This window comes from uncultured Sphingobacterium sp. (assembly GCF_964277905.1).
Taxonomy (GTDB): domain Bacteria; phylum Bacteroidota; class Bacteroidia; order Sphingobacteriales; family Sphingobacteriaceae; genus Sphingobacterium; species Sphingobacterium siyangense.
Genome location: NZ_CAXYKD010000009.1, coordinates 35,641 through 51,134, shown reverse-complemented (window position 1 = coordinate 51,134; position 15,494 = coordinate 35,641). Strand labels below are relative to the sequence as shown.

Annotated in this window: 9 protein-coding genes; 4 read left to right on the top strand and 5 right to left on the bottom strand. The window is 40.7% G+C overall.

Translation table 11 applies throughout. The features are described from left to right. The 3 genes from ACHWSC_RS06885 to ACHWSC_RS06875 form a co-directional block, all read left to right on the top strand. On the top strand, positions 1-200 hold a 200-nt coding region (locus ACHWSC_RS06885), incomplete at its 5' end, for a hypothetical protein (protein WP_394676272.1). A gap of 533 nt (positions 201-733) precedes the next feature. Beyond that, positions 734-2,140, top strand: coding sequence for a Gfo/Idh/MocA family protein (locus ACHWSC_RS06880; RefSeq protein WP_220801655.1), 1,407 nt, complete (start codon positions 734-736; stop codon positions 2,138-2,140). Between the two features lie 168 nt (positions 2,141-2,308). Then, on the top strand, positions 2,309-3,247 hold the full coding sequence (locus ACHWSC_RS06875) for a formylglycine-generating enzyme family protein (protein WP_333576411.1): 939 nt from the start codon (positions 2,309-2,311) through the stop codon (positions 3,245-3,247). A 44-nt stretch (positions 3,248-3,291) separates the two neighbouring features. On the opposite strand, the gene carB is transcribed toward ACHWSC_RS06875, so the two are convergent. Beyond that, a complete protein-coding gene (gene carB / locus ACHWSC_RS06870; RefSeq protein ID WP_120333934.1) occupies positions 3,292-6,111 on the bottom strand; it encodes a carbamoyl-phosphate synthase large subunit in 2,820 nt (939 codons plus the stop codon). Positions 6,112-6,372: 261 nt separating this feature from the next. After that, positions 6,373-8,607: a beta-N-acetylhexosaminidase gene (locus ACHWSC_RS06865; protein WP_394676271.1), complete on the bottom strand. Its 2,235-nt coding sequence runs from the start codon at positions 8,605-8,607 to the stop codon at positions 6,373-6,375. Between the two features lie 173 nt (positions 8,608-8,780). Between ACHWSC_RS06865 and lipA the strand changes: the two genes are divergently transcribed. Next, positions 8,781-9,662, top strand: coding sequence for a lipoyl synthase (gene lipA, locus ACHWSC_RS06860; protein ID WP_075990947.1), 882 nt, complete (start codon positions 8,781-8,783; stop codon positions 9,660-9,662). 132 nt (positions 9,663-9,794) lie between these two features. Here the strand turns inward: lipA and ACHWSC_RS06855 are convergent, their stop codons facing one another. From ACHWSC_RS06855 to ACHWSC_RS06845, 3 genes are all read right to left on the bottom strand, one after another. Beyond that, positions 9,795-12,455 (bottom strand): hypothetical protein, encoded by a 2,661-nt coding sequence (locus ACHWSC_RS06855; RefSeq protein WP_394676270.1) that lies wholly within the window; start codon positions 12,453-12,455, stop codon positions 9,795-9,797. After that, entirely contained in the window at positions 12,455-13,360 is a 906-nt protein-coding gene (locus ACHWSC_RS06850) for a GLPGLI family protein (protein ID WP_201666479.1), read from the bottom strand. The genes ACHWSC_RS06855 and ACHWSC_RS06850 overlap by 1 nt, the downstream gene beginning before the upstream one ends. 196 nt (positions 13,361-13,556) lie before the next feature. Then, positions 13,557-15,122, bottom strand: a complete 1,566-nt coding sequence (locus ACHWSC_RS06845; RefSeq protein WP_394676269.1) for an amidohydrolase — start codon at positions 15,120-15,122, stop codon at positions 13,557-13,559. Positions 15,123-15,494 lie beyond the last annotated feature (372 nt).

The following is a 15,494-nucleotide window of genomic DNA, read 5'->3' as shown; positions in this document are numbered from 1 at the left end:
ATCGCAGCACAGGACCGTCGGTGAGTCCGGTCCATCGGAAGCTGTTCCGCAACCGTCGCTATCCTGCAGCCTGCATTGACCGTATCAAATCCTATTACTTTTTAGCTGTATCCTATAGCTGCATATCATTTGGCCTTGCAGTAGCTACTTGTAATAAGCAGTTGTATATGCTATTCGACTGTTGGGAAGTATGCAGGTAGTGGTCACAGATATAGCTATCAGAATTACATGCTATACAGCTATTTTCCACTATTATTAAGCTTTATGGGAAAATGTCATTAACTACATAAGTTGATCTTCTTATGTACACATCACAATCAGGAACGTAATATAACATTATATCTGCAGCTATACCTCTGTGTAGTTACAATTGTATAACGATAGCAAATGCTGCTCGATATTCCCTGCTAGAGTAAACGGCTGTTATGACTGTTATCCCCATCAAGGATTTCATTATTGAAAACTTTGTGGCTAGTGAATATCGATTGAAAAACAACGAAGATAAAAAATTAAGCAATCGTTTGTGTAGATTAAGCAAACGATTGCTTTCAAGTTTCATTTTTTATTTAGAAAAAAGTGTTATATTATTGTTATAGAGATTAAGTTCTTACATAAGAACCAAATATAAATCCAATCCAAAAGGATTTTTCTATTGACTGTTTAGTTTGTTTTAAAATAGGTGATTTTTTAGAGGGACCAATTGGTCCCTTTAAATTTATATGAACTTTAAATTATGGATTCTAGAAGAGATTTTCTAAAAAAGGCCGGAATATTGTCATCACTGGCTGTTTCACTCCCTACTTTGGTCAATGCCAATACGGCAGCAGAGTCGTTTAATATGTGTGGCTATGCAGCTCCAAAAATTGATAAAGTCAGAGTAGCAGTGATTGGACTGGGCATGCGCGGTCCTGGTGCTGTTGAACGGTTGTCCTTTATTGAGGGATGCGAAATTGTCGCACTTTGCGACAAACATCCAGATCGGGTTGAGCGCGCAACAAAAATCGTTACATCGAAAGGTCTAACAGCTCCGAAAGCGTATTCCGGTGAAGATGGCTGGAAATCCTTGTTAAAAGAAGAGAAACTCGATCTGGTCTATATTTGTACGCCTTGGGATTATCATACTCCGATGAGTATTGCCGCGATGAAAGCGGGTAATCACGTGGCTTGTGAAGTGCCGATCGCTTTGACAATCAAAGATTGTTGGGAGGTCGTGAAGACATCTGAAGCGACTAAAAAGCATTGTATGATGCTGGAAAATTGCTGTTATGATTTCTTCGAAATGCTGACATTGAATATGGTGCGCCAAGGCTTGTTTGGCGAACTCGTCCATGCCGAGGGTGCTTATATTCACGATTTGCTGGATCTTAATTTTGCAAAGAATGGCTATGATAACATGTGGCGCCTGAGAGAAAATATAAAATTAAATGGAAATCTATACCCTACTCATGGTCTTGGCCCTGTGGCACAATGCTTAAATATCAATAGAGGGGATAAGATGGATCATCTTGTGGCAATGTCTTCCAATGATTTTATGATGGGAGAAAAAGCAAAAGAGTTAGCGGCCAAGGATTCTTTTTTTCAGGAATTTGTCGGAAAGAAATACCGTGGTAATATGAATACAACGCTTATCCGAACCGCAAAAGGAAAAACGATTATGCTGCAGCATGATGTTACTTCTCCTAGACCTTACTCTAGGCTGCATACACTGAGCGGTACGAAAGGGTTTGCGCAAAAGTATCCTACGGAGAATATTGCTTTTGGCCATGAATTCATTACAGAACAGAAATTAAAAGAACTGTACGATAAATACACACCAGAATTGGTAAAATATATTGGTGAGCAGGCAAAACAGGTTGGTGGACACGGTGGGATGGATTTTATGATGGACTGGCGTCTGATTGACTGTTTGCGCAACGGATTACCTTTGGACCAGGATGTCTATGATGCTGCTTCATGGAGCTGTATCGTACCATTGAGTTTTGAATCTGTAGAAAAGAACTGTAAAACAGTTGATGTACCGGATTTCACAAAGGGCGCATGGAAAAATAATACGCCGGTAGAAATCACGTTAAAAGGCGGCGGAAATACGCCTATTCGTTCTAGATCAGCGAAAAAAGAAAATATACAACTGGGCGTATAGGCCTCTTATATAAAGTGACTTATTGAAGGGGAACTTTTTATTGTTCCCCTTTTATGTTTATCTTTAATTATGTTATTCAATCTGACTCTAATTACCTGTTTATCGTTATTTTCCACCAAGGATACACTTTCCTGTTGTGTTGGGGAAAATATACCTACGCGCGCAGGTATGATAAAATCCCAAATTGCTCAGTTAAAAAGTAAGACTACGGACAAGATGATATTAGTCGAAGGGGGCAAATTTTTGATGGGAAGTTCAAATTTTGAAGATAGTAAGCCTTTACATCAGGTGCAACTGAATTCATTTTATATGGACGAACATGAGGTCACAAATGCACAGTTTGCGCAGTTTGTAAAGGAGACAGGTTATGTAACTGTTGCTGAGCGGGAGCTGGATCCGAAAGATTTTCCAGGGGTGGATCCCAAGATGTTAGTTCCGGGATCGGCTGTATTTTCCAAACCTAAAGAACTCAATTCATTAAACAATTATCTGATGTGGTGGGAGTATGTCCCTGGTGCAAACTGGCAACATCCCGAGGGACCGAATAGCTCGATAAAGGATAAAATGAATTATCCGGTTGTTCAGGTTGCCTATGAAGATGCTGCAGCTTACGCGAAATGGGCAGGTAAACGATTACCTACAGAAGCGGAGTGGGAATATGCGGCTAGAGGACGTAAAGATGCAAACGATGACTTGTATTATTGGGGCAAGGACTTGAAGCCTAATGGTAAATGGACCGCCAATATTTACCAGGGAAAATTTCCTGTACAAGATTCAAAGGAGGATGGCTTTGAGGGGACTGCGCCTGTAAAATCATTTCAGGCAAATGCATTGGGACTGTACGATATGGAAGGGAATGTGTGGGAATGGTGTGCTGATTTTTATAGACCCGATTATTATCAGCATAGTACAACTGCTAACCCCAAAGGACCACAAGATTCTTATGATCCGCAGGAACCAAATCTTGAAAAACGCGTTCAGCGGGGAGGGTCATTTCTTTGCAATGATCAATATTGCGAAAGGTATAAAGCCGGAAGCAGAGGAAAAGGGGAGGTCAACAGTCCTACAAATAATGTTGGGTTTCGCTGTGTAAAAGATATAAAATAGAAAAGGCTTGCATTTGCAAGCCTTTTCTATTTTATTGATATGTCTTATTGCGCATTCAAAAACATTGATTTTTGATTGTACAATTCTCTGAAATAAGGATCTTGAAGATCTTTGATAAAGCGAATTGCTTCACCAGTTGATTTCATCTCAGGGCCTAATTGCTTGTCTACTTCAGGGAATTTATTGAAAGAGAATACAGGTTCTTTAATCGCGTATCCTTTCAGCTTACGTTCGATCGTAAAGTCTTTCAATTTATTAACACCCAACATAACTTTAGTAGCAATATTGATGTAAGGAACATCATAAGCTTTAGCGATGAAAGGAACTGTACGTGATGCACGTGGATTAGCCTCGATAACATATACATTTTCACCTTTTACAGCAAACTGAATGTTTAATAGACCTCTTACGTTCAATGCTTTTGCTAGTTTAATGGAATATTCTTCCATTTTATCCTGAACAGCTTGTGATAGGCCAAATGGAGGCAATACAGCTGAAGAGTCTCCTGAGTGGATACCAGCAGGTTCAATATGTTCCATCATACCAATGATGTGTACATCTTCACCATCACAGATTGAATCTGATTCAGCTTCTTCTGCACGATCCAGGAAGTGGTCGATCAGGATATGGTTTCCAGGAAGGTTTTTCAACAAGTTGACAACAGCTTTTTCTAAATCTTCATCGTTGATAACAATGCTCATGCCTTGTCCTCCCAATACGTAAGAAGGACGAACCAATACTGGATATCCAACTTCGTTTGCAACTTGTAATGCTTCTTCTGCTGAAGTTGCTACACCGTATCTTGGATATGGAATTTCCAATTCTTTCAATAGATCGGAGAAACGGCCACGGTCTTCTGCCAAGTCCATATTCTCAAATGAAGTACCGATGATTTTTACGCCAAGTTGCTCTAGACGCTCAGCCATTTTAAGAGCCGTTTGTCCACCCAACTGAACGATAACACCTTCTGGTTTTTCTAATTCGATGATCTCACGTACATGCTCCCAGAATACGGGCTCGAAGTATAATTTGTCAGCCATATTGAAGTCTGTCGATACAGTCTCCGGGTTACAGTTAACCATAATCGCTTCGTAACCACATTCTTTAGCCGCCAATAAACCGTGTACACAGGAGTAATCGAACTCGATACCTTGACCGATACGGTTAGGACCTGAGCCTAAAACGATGATTTTCTTTTTATCTGAAGAGATCGATTCGTTTTCTTCTTCGAATGTCGAATAGTAGTATGGTGTTTGTGCAGGAAATTCTGCAGCACAAGTATCGACCATTTTATAAACACGGTTGATACCTAACTCCTTACGACGATCGTAAACTTGATCCTCTGTTACATTTCCTAATAACCATGCAATTTGCACATCCGAATAGCCTTTTTGTTTTAAGGTCATGAAGAAATCGCGTGGAATATTATTCAATTGATAACGACGTAATTCTTGTTCAAGGTGTACCAACTCTTGGATCTGTACTAAGAACCATTTGTCAATACGTGTTGCCTTACGGATAGATTCCAAAGGAACGCCTAATTCGAAAGCATCTTTGATATGGAATAAACGGTCACCGCTTGGATGTTCTAAGCTGTCCATGATTTCGTCAAGGTTTCTCCATTGACGACCGTCAGCACCTAAACCAGCGCGGCCAGTCTCCAAGGATTGACAAGCTTTCTGTAAAGCTTCGATAAATGTACGGCCGATTGCCATTACTTCACCTACTGCTTTCATCTGTAGACCTAATTCCTTGTTTGCTCCTTTGAATTTATCGAAGTTGAAACGAGGGATCTTAACGATCACATAGTCTAATGTTGGTTCAAAATATGCGGATGTTGTCTTTGTGATCTGATTTTGCAATTCATCCAAGTTGTAACCAATCGCCAATTTAGCTGCAATCTTCGCAATTGGATAACCAGTTGCTTTCGATGCTAAAGCGGAAGAGCGTGACACACGTGGATTGATTTCGATGGCAATAATTTCTTCGTTTTCTGGGTTTACCGAGAACTGAACGTTACAACCACCTGCAAATGTACCAATTGAACGCATCATCAGAATAGCCTGATTACGCATGTCTTGATAACATTTGTCTGACAATGTCATGCCTGGTGCAACAGTGATTGAGTCTCCAGTGTGGATACCCATTGGATCGAAGTTTTCAATGGTACAGATGATGATAACATTGTCGTTGGTATCACGAAGTAATTCCAATTCAAATTCTTTCCAGCCTAATACCGCTTGTTCTACCAAAACTTCGTGTGTTGGTGAAGCATGTAAACCTCTATTTAAGGCTGCGTCAAAATCTTCTTTTCTGTGAACAAATCCACCTCCTGTACCTGCAAGAGTATAAGATGGACGTATAACAAGCGGATAGCCAATTTCTTGTGCCGCTTCTTTACCTTCAAGGAATGAGTTTGCAATTTTGGATGTTGCAACGCCCACACCGATATCAACCATTAATTGACGGAATTCTTCACGGTTTTCAGTTTTTTCAATGGCAGCAACATCAACACCGATAACTTTTACGTTGTATTTTTCCCAAAGACCTAGGTTAGAAGCTTCGATACATAAGTTCAAAGCAGTCTGGCCACCCATGGTAGGAAGTACAGCGTCAATGTTGTGTTTTTGCAAAATTTCTTCAATACTTTCGCATGTTAATGGAAGTAAGTAGACATTGTCTGCAACAACTTTGTCCGTCATGATTGTTGCAGGGTTTGAGTTGATGATGGATACTTCAATACCTTCTTCTTTCAATGAAAGAGATGCTTGAGATCCAGAATAATCAAATTCACAAGCTTGACCGATAACGATGGGACCTGATCCGATGATTAAAACCGACTTAATGGAAGTGTTTCTTGGCATTATATCTAGTTCAAAAAATTAAATTTCCTATTGTAAATCTGAGCAAAGACAATCAAAAGTAGCTCATGGGGAAGGGTCATTCCGACTGCTTTGTCGGAGTGCAAAGTTACATTTTAAATTTTGAAAATTAACTATTTATTTTAAGAATATTTCAAAAAAAAATGTAGTTTTTTAGAAAAGTGGCCCTGAAAAAACAAAAACGAGTTGGAAAACATAAGCAGTATGTTTTCCAACTCGTAGGCAATAATGGGGCTGATTTGTTTAATAAACGATGATTTCGTCCGTAAACAAGTAGCCTTTTTTTGGATTGCTGGCTTTGATTTTTATATAACGAGCCTGTTGGGCTTTGTCAAGTTTGAGTTCAAACCTTTTGAAAGTCAACTTGGATTCTTTATCGGATATGTCATTTTTGATTGTTCCTACGGATCTGAAGGTACGGCCATTATCCGAAAGCAGGACTTCCATTTCTCCTGGCATATAAACGCCGGGGCCGATCATCTGCATAAAATTCATGGCTACCTGGTGTATTTCTTCCCTACGTTCCATATCCACGACAACATCAATCGGACTGGTGAATCCTTGCCATTGACCATCGTGATAGGAAAGACCGCCCATGATTCCGTTTGTTAAGGTAGAATCTTTTTGTGCTGGATATCCCGACCATGCTGTGTTGTACGTTACTTTTTTTCCAATAGCACGATGAATGTCAATATCAAAGGATAGGGTTGGACCGATTTTGATAGAATCTAGAAAATAAGCGGCATTGATATGACCTGTTGAGCTGAGTTCAAATGGTCCAGTATATGGTGTAGACAAGATTGTAGGCTCACTGCTATCAATGGTATATCGGATCTGATCTGTTTTTAGTTGCTCCGTTGTCAGCGTAATTTTATTGTTGTTTTTCGCCGCATTGTATGTTGCCGTGTAAGCGACATTGAAGGAAGGACGATAATAATTGACGTTTAGATCTTGTAGTAGCTTATAATGTGATTGTAGTCTTCGCTGAAAGTCTGTCCAGTTTTTCCCATCTTTATTTGTCCAATTGACTTCCGCCAAAGCCAGTGCACGTGGGAACACCATATATTCGAGGTGTTCGGTGGTAGGTACATATTCTGTCCATATATTCGCCTGTGCTCCGAGGATATGCTTGGCTTTGTCCCCTTGTATCGCAGCTGGAATAGGATCATACGAATAAACCTTATCAAGTGTCACGTAACCCCCGATGGCCTCAGGCTGTGTCCGTGGGTCTGTCTGATAAGAATCAAAATAGAGGTGTGAACCTGGAGTCATGATAACATCATGGCCTGCATTTGCGGCCTTTATGCCGCCGTCTTCACCGCGCCAGCTCATGACGGTCGCTCCTTCGGTTAGCCCCCCTTGAAGGATTTCGTCCCAACCGATCAGCTTTCTACCCTTGGATTGCAGGTATAGATCCATTTGTTTGATAGCATAGCTCTGCAATTCGTCGACAGATTTTAATCCTTCTTTTTGCATGAGCGCCTGATCTTTTGGGCAGGTTTCCCAATGCTTTTTCTCAGCTTCATCACCGCCGATATGAATGTACTGGGAAGGGAATATCGTGAGGACTTCATCCAAAACATTTTTTAGAAATTCAAAGGTTTTTTCATTGCCGATACAGAATTCTCCCTGACTATAGGGCTTTCCGGAGCAAGAGAGTTCGGGATATACGGCCAATACTTCTTCCGAATGTCCGGGCATTTCTATCTCAGGAATTACATTGATTCCTTTGCGGGCTGCATAGTCGACCAATTCGCGAGCTTCATCCTGGGTATAGAATCCACCGCTGGCATTTGGCTTACCTTTTTCTACATACTGACGACCATTGTTCCACCAATCTTTCCAGCCCGTATGTGTTCGCCAGGCCGCCTTTTGTGTTAACTCCGGATATTTCTTAATTTCCAATCGCCATCCCGCTCCGTCGGTTAAATGCCAATGAAAATTGTTGAATTTGTAGATGGCCATGATGTCGATATACTTTTTGACAAAAGATAGCGGCATAAAATGGCGCGATACATCCAGGTGTAAGCCACGGTAGGCGAATCGTGGCTCATCGACTATTGTCGCATAGGCTATTTTACTTGGATCAGCTTGTAGATAACCCAATTGAACCAGTGTGTAAATCCCATTGATAACCTGGGGTACATTCCAGGCCCTGAGTAGTAGGCCTTTTTCATCGATTTGGATGGAATAGGCGTTCTTGCTAAGGTTATCTGCATCGACTGCTTTAATAATGCGAAAGCCTTCTTTTGGGCCTTTTTTATTTTTCTTGAGTACTTCGACAGCTAGGCTTTTGATAGCTGGGTGTTCAGTAAGCAGTTGTGTCGCCTCCTGAAATTCATCTGAAACAATAACCTGAAGATGTGTAGGGATAGCGTATGTTCCCGTAGCCAATGTGATTTTCGAAGGTTTGGGTATAATGTCAAAGTTGGTTTGGGCATGTGCAGTAAAGATGGTTGCACCCCCAAGTAACAACATGGATAAAGATCGGCTCAGTCGCATAGTTTTGTTATTAGATTAATGATAATCAACACAAATATCCTAATTTTTGTTTCATAATTCTATTATTGGTGGCAATCGGTCATTTTTTATGATATAAAACCAACAAATTGACGGTTAGAAATTACATTTTTAATCCTTAACTTTGTTGTATGATTGAACTTCCAGTTATTCCGGCAACTCCTGCACAACGCAAGCCTGATTGGTTGCGTGTCAAATTGCCTGTTGGTAAAGAGTATAGACATGTCAGAAGTCTTGTAGACGAGCATAAATTACATACAATTTGTGAGAGTGGAAATTGCCCGAATATGGGCGAATGTTGGGGCGCTGGAACGGCAACCTTCATGATTTTGGGAAATATCTGTACACGTTCTTGTTCATTTTGTGCGGTAGCAACAGGTCGTCCTCTGGCGGTTGATTTGGATGAACCTAATCGTGTCGCTAATTCTGTCAAGTTAATGCAGGTAAAACACTGTGTGATCACTTCGGTGGATCGTGATGACCTAAAAGATGGTGGTTCGGTAATATGGGCGGAGACAATCAACGCAATCCGTAGAGAAAGCCCAGAAACAACCTTAGAAACACTTTTGCCAGATTTTAAAGGACAATGGGATAATTTGGACCGCGTGATCGCAGTACGTCCCGAAGTTGTTTCGCACAACCTCGAAACTGTCCGTCGTTTGACAAGAGAAGTTCGCGTTCAGGCTAAATACGATCGTTCACTCGAGTGCCTACGCCGCATTTCTGAAGCTGGACTCCGTACAAAATCAGGTATTATGCTTGGCTTAGGTGAAACTGAGGAAGATGTTATCGAGGCAATGCAAGATTTATATAACGTCGGGGTACATATTTTGACATTGGGTCAGTATTTACAGCCTACGAAAGCTCACCATCCTGTAATCGAATGGATTACACCTGCACAGTTTGAGAAATATCAGAAAATTGGTTTAGAAATGGGATTCAAGTATGTGGAGTCAGGACCGTTGGTTCGTTCTTCTTATCATGCTGAGAAACATCTATTCGATATGCAATAGAGAATAGTTCTAAAGTGTTTTAACGAAAAATACTTTTTCGCAAGATATAAAAAGAAGCCTGAGTGATTTTTGCTCAGGCTTCTTTTTTTAATAGCTCAAGGCAATTGTTTCTTTTCGATGGAGTTTGATGCTTTAAAGGTTAAAAACTGTGCGGAGTAAAATTGTTCTCCCGCGAAGTTCAAATTCATTCTGGGAAATCATATTGGCCGTCATTAAATAAGTACGATAGTTTTTGATATTGGCCAAATTATTCATTTCCAATTCGAAATCCATTTTCCACTTGTTAACCTTATAGCGCGTAAAAAAGTCTATGAAGGTATAACTCGCATTCTTCATGTTTGTTTGAAAGGTGGCAAGATTACGCAGGTTTAGTCGCATAAAGCCATTTTTGAATGGGCTGGTCGGAAAACCTATATTATGCATCATTGTGGTGGTTTTATTTTGGATCGTATTGTCCAGGCCCTGTTGTTTACTTCTGCTCCAATTGAATAGTCCTGAATAGGAAATGTTATAAGATTTAAAGACTTTAGCTTCTATACTTGGTTGAAATAGATAGCTCATACTTCGAATAGGGACTAGGGCGTTGTTTAACAATTGATTGTATTTGAAGTGAGAAATGCTTCCTTTTAGTTTAAGGGTACTTGCCAGGGGGAAAATGTATTTATCAAACCCGATCTGAGAAGACCAGCGCTCCTGCAGGTTATCCATATTGACCAAGATATTTTCGGTGATGTTATTTTTTATAACGGAAGATAATATCGTGTTGGAAAGCGATCTTGAATAGCTAATACCAGCATTTGCAAATAATACTTTTAGGGTACGGGCTAAATTATAATTGAGATTAAATGTATGTTTTTTGGATTCATTTAGCGCTGCATTATTTTGGCTGAGCATTCTATAGTTCCGCAATACCGCACCACGGTATATATCTTCTATGTTGCCAATATCCTGCGCAAATTGATAGTTAAATTGAAAATAGTCTTCTTGAGAAACCTGCCATCTCGCTTTTAAATTAGGATTGATTAGCACGGAATTTTTGGACGTGGACAGCTGATGACTGACGTCTTCATAATGTGTAAATAAATAGGTGACCGGGATGTCGAGCTGGGTTTCAAACCGATTTGTTTTCCAGGAATATTGAGGAGTAATAAATGCTTGGGACCTGCTCCAATGCAGATCATTACGGGTATTATCGCCCAATGCTCGAATATGTTGATCATTATCCGCTATTGTAAGGAGCGAGTTGAAGTGTTGGCGATCTGTATTGAAGCCAATTTGATAGTATTGTTTGATTTTGCCTTTATTGAAGCGATAACCTGTACTGATCTCCGTAAAAAAGGAAGGAATTTCAATTTGCTGACGGCTACTTTTATAGGGAATGCTATCGTTGAGTATTTCTGGAAAAACACCGGGATAGATCTGTAAAGTCTGTGGTTTATTACCATAATTTAAAGACCAGTTGATTGCAATAATGTCATTGTTTTTAAGTTGGGGTATATAGCTAAACAAGTTGCTGAATCCCTTGATGTGGTGTTTCTGGAACTGCTCGATCTGGCCTGAAGAGTTTGCCAACAATGCTGTTATATCTTTTTTTTCATACTCAAATGACAAGGCATTACTCGCATATTTCTTTTCCGTATTGGTGGATGCCGAAAGTCTGGCTGCGCCAAGCCATCGCGCTGTTTTCAGGTGATTTTGCTCATTAAAATAGACGTCGCCATCATCGAGAAGGTATTGTGTGCTTGAGGCATTATTTTGCCTATCGTTGTCGTATAAAACCTGAATATTTGATTTTAGCTGCCAATGATTTTTGAGGTTGTATAGGTTATTGGTGTTTAGCGAACCTGTATTGTTGAAATAATAGTTGTTTTTAGGAATATTTGGACTGCCTGTTGTGCTCGTCGCCAGGAGATTGTTGATGGGCGAGCTCCCAAACTTGGCCAGTAAAGAGGACTGATTGGCGCCGATGATATCTCCGGAAAGATCATTGCCGGTATTATTACCGCTGAGGACATTCAACATCTTAACTTTTTTGTTGAATAGGATTGAGTTCAATTCAGGATCATAGAGATTGGGCGTGCCGACGCCAATTTTGGCTTGCCCAGTGAGTTTTAGCTTTGCTTCCTCTTTGATAACGAGATTTATGGCGACGTCGTCTGTAAATCTTTTATTTTTAAGGACTTTATAATGTTCGTGATTGTCGAGTACCTGAATGTCCTTTACCATTTTATGCGGGATTGTCCGTGTACCTACACCATAGCGATTTTCCAATAGATCGTCACCGTCAATGTAAAGTTTAGAAACGGTTTTGTCCTGGTATTTAATAAGACCCGATTCGGTAACTTCCATACCCGGAAGACGTTTGATTACGTCGCCTATATTTCGATCCTCTTCTTTGGCAAAAGATCCGACGTCGTAGGAGATTGTATCATTTGAACGGCTTACTTTAGGTTTGCTCTTTACAATGACATCTTGTAGTAGATTGGTTTTTGGTACGAGGGGGATCCGAAGATTCGATGTCTGCGGGCCAAGTTTGAGTTCAAATTTTTCGTAAGTAAGGTGATTGATCTGCAGGTAGAGGCTTGCATAGTCCTTTGTTAATGTAATTGTAAAACGCCCTTCTTTATCTGTCGGTTTGAAAGCGATGATTTTGTTGTCTGAAAGGATGTTGACACTGGCAAAGGGTACGGGATGTTGCGTCTTATCCACTTGGACCGTTCCACTAATCGTTTGCTGGGCAAAGGTTATTTGCCCAAGCAAAACGACTATAAATAAACATAAAAATACTTTCATTAAGGCGTCAGCTCTATCGGATTGTTGGTAACCTTTGAAGGTTTGTATTTATCGTCTCTTGAAATATTGAAACTCTTTATTTTTGACGGATCCAAAGCACCAGCAGGGGAGCCTCCTCCGGAGCCGGAACTGGATCTAACTGCAACCATACTTCCCGATGAACCTACACTGATGGTTCTGTTTTTTCCCGATTGGGCTTGCATATAAGCTTGTGGATTGGCCTTAAAGGCTTCTTGAACTTTTTTTACCTCTTCTGCAGTACTGACGATGGCGTTTTGCGGCAGGGCCACCGATGTTTTTCCATCCTCAATTTTGTCGAATCCGGCGTAAGCAAAAATCACCTCATTTTTTGTGTCACGGGCATCCAGAATTAGGCCAGGAAGACCATGAAGTTTCCACGGACCATAAGAAAACGGCAGCTCGGTTGTAAACCAGGCAATATAGGTCCGGCCTTTGAATGTTGTTTTTGCGTTCTGGCAATTGTAGCCACCAATTTCTTTGCGGTCTCCCAGTATTTCCCAATCTTGAGTAGGGTAAGCCTGTGGAATGGCAAAATTGTCACTGGCAACGCTGACCACTTCGGTCATTTTGTTTTGATTGGCGTCTAATAAATAGGAGGAGCTTGATGGTGTCGAGCGAGTAGTAATGTTTAGCGTACCGTCGAAACTGGGGCCCTCCATTTGTTTTTTGACCTCATCTTGCATGCGCTTGGATGAATATGATGTGTAGTAGCTGGCCTGTTGATTCAGGTAAACGACTGTTTCATCGCGTATAAATTGATCCCGTTGGGTGCTATCATTTACATGCTTGAATTCGTAATGTACTTTAGCGATCGCTGGAGTACGCTCTTGTGCAAATAACAGCTGCGTCGCTAAGGATAATAGGAATGGTAATGAATATTTCATAAATGTATGTTTATATCGTAAATATACGAAATATTCGTAATTAGGAAAATTTATTCTAAATTTTCCTTGTAATCCTCCCTAGGGCAGGTTACTGCAGGTGAATAAATGTTTGATTTGTTAGCTATCTTTTTTGTTAACTATTTCGCTTTGTCAGCGATATAAGTTTAGTGGACATGTTTAGGCATATGAGCTATTGTTATCTTTTAAACACAGTCTCACCTGCAATTACTGTCTGTTCTGTTTTTACATTTCGCAGTTGCTCATTCGGAATTTTCATTATATCCTTTTCGAGGATAACAAAATCAGCATCTTTTCCTACTTCGATACTTCCTCTTTTTTTCTCCTGAAAACAGGAGTATGCCGCCCAGATTGTCATTCCTTTCAAAGCGTCTTCACGGCTTATCGCGTCTTGCATCTGAAATCCGTGGCTAGGATATCCTTTTTTGTCGACGCGGGCTACTGCCGCGTGGAAACCATATAAGGGATTGAAATGTTCGACCGGAAAATCACTCCCCAAAGCGAGTTTTCCATATTCTTTCAACAGATGCTTATAAGCGTAAGCGCCTTTCATGCGTTCTTCACCGAGTCGATCTTTGGCCCAGTACATATCGGAGGTTGCATGTGTGGGTTGTACAGATGGTATGATTTGATACTTTCGAAACTTATCAAAATCTGCAGGCGATATAATTTGGGCGTGCTCGATTCGCCATCTACGATCGCCATTATTGTGGAGGTATTTGCCATAAATATCCAATATAATACGATTGGCCGAATCGCCTATCGCATGGGTATTTGCCTGAAACTTACTTTCGGCAATCTGTTTGATCATTGCTTCGTATTCTTGAGGGCTATGGAGGAGAAAGCCGTGGGTGGGGGCATCATGGTAATGCGTAAGGAGGCATGCACCACGGGATCCCAATGCGCCATCGGCGAGCAGTTTAAATCCTTTGATCTCGAAACGGTCTGTTTCATAGAAACCCTGATCGATAAATGACTTTATATTTTGAGGATTGCCTAGGATCATGGCATAATCTCTAATTTTCAACTGCCCTTCCCGATAGTATTTCTTTAGCAGATCGAGTCTTTCTTTTGATAAACCTGCGTCTACAATGGAGGTAAGACCAACGGAAAGGAGGGAGTCTTGCGTTCGCTTGAGCATTCTTAGATATTCTTTTTCACTCGGAACCGGAATTGTCTTATTGACAAGATCCATTGCATTGTCGATCAAGAGACCATTGGGAGTATCATTAGTCCCGCCGACCACACCGCCGCGAATGATGGGGATACTCGTTAATTTTGCCCATTCGAGTGCTTTGGAGTTCGCAACCGCCGCATGATAATCTACACGTATGAGGTAAACGGGGATATCCGGGAAAGCTTTGTCGAGTAGGTCCTTGGTTGGGAAAGTTTTATCTTTCCAGCGATTTTGGTCCCAGCCACCACCGATCAGCCAAGTTTTGCCCGGTTTTTTTTGTTGGTAGTTTTTGACACGTTGAATAACCTCCTCGAAAGAATCGGTGCCGTTTAGGTCAACTTGATCCATTAGTTCGGCTTCGTCAAATAAATGCGCATGGGCATCGTAGAATCCCGGATAAATGGCCTTCCCCTGTGCGTCAATTTTTTCTATTGCTTTGTACTTTCGCTGTATTTCTTCATCGGAACCAATGGCAATAAACTTACCATCTTTGACAGCAAAAGCATGTGCTGTACTAAAAGCCGAATCTACAGTATATACTTGCGCATGATAAACAATAAGGTCCACTTTCGTTTGCGGTGAACATGATATGATCGTCAAGCAGAATAAAAAAATGATTATTGGGAAGGTTTTCATAACCTAAAAATAGGAAAAAGCTTTTAATAAACTGAAACTAGACTTGGGGCTAGATCTGCTGGATATGCGGACTTGAGGTTTTGGCTGATCGAATTGCTTTAATTGATCGAATTGCTTTAACTGATCGAATTGCTTTACGTGAGGCGCCTATGATGAGTTGCCGCATATTGTTCGGACAGGAGACTATCTGTAAAGTTTTGAAAGGGGACGTGCAGGAAAAGTAAGGAAAATACGAATTATCCAATAGACAAAAAAGGCTATCCAAATAACTTGGACAGCCTTTTTAATTCAAAAATCAAAATA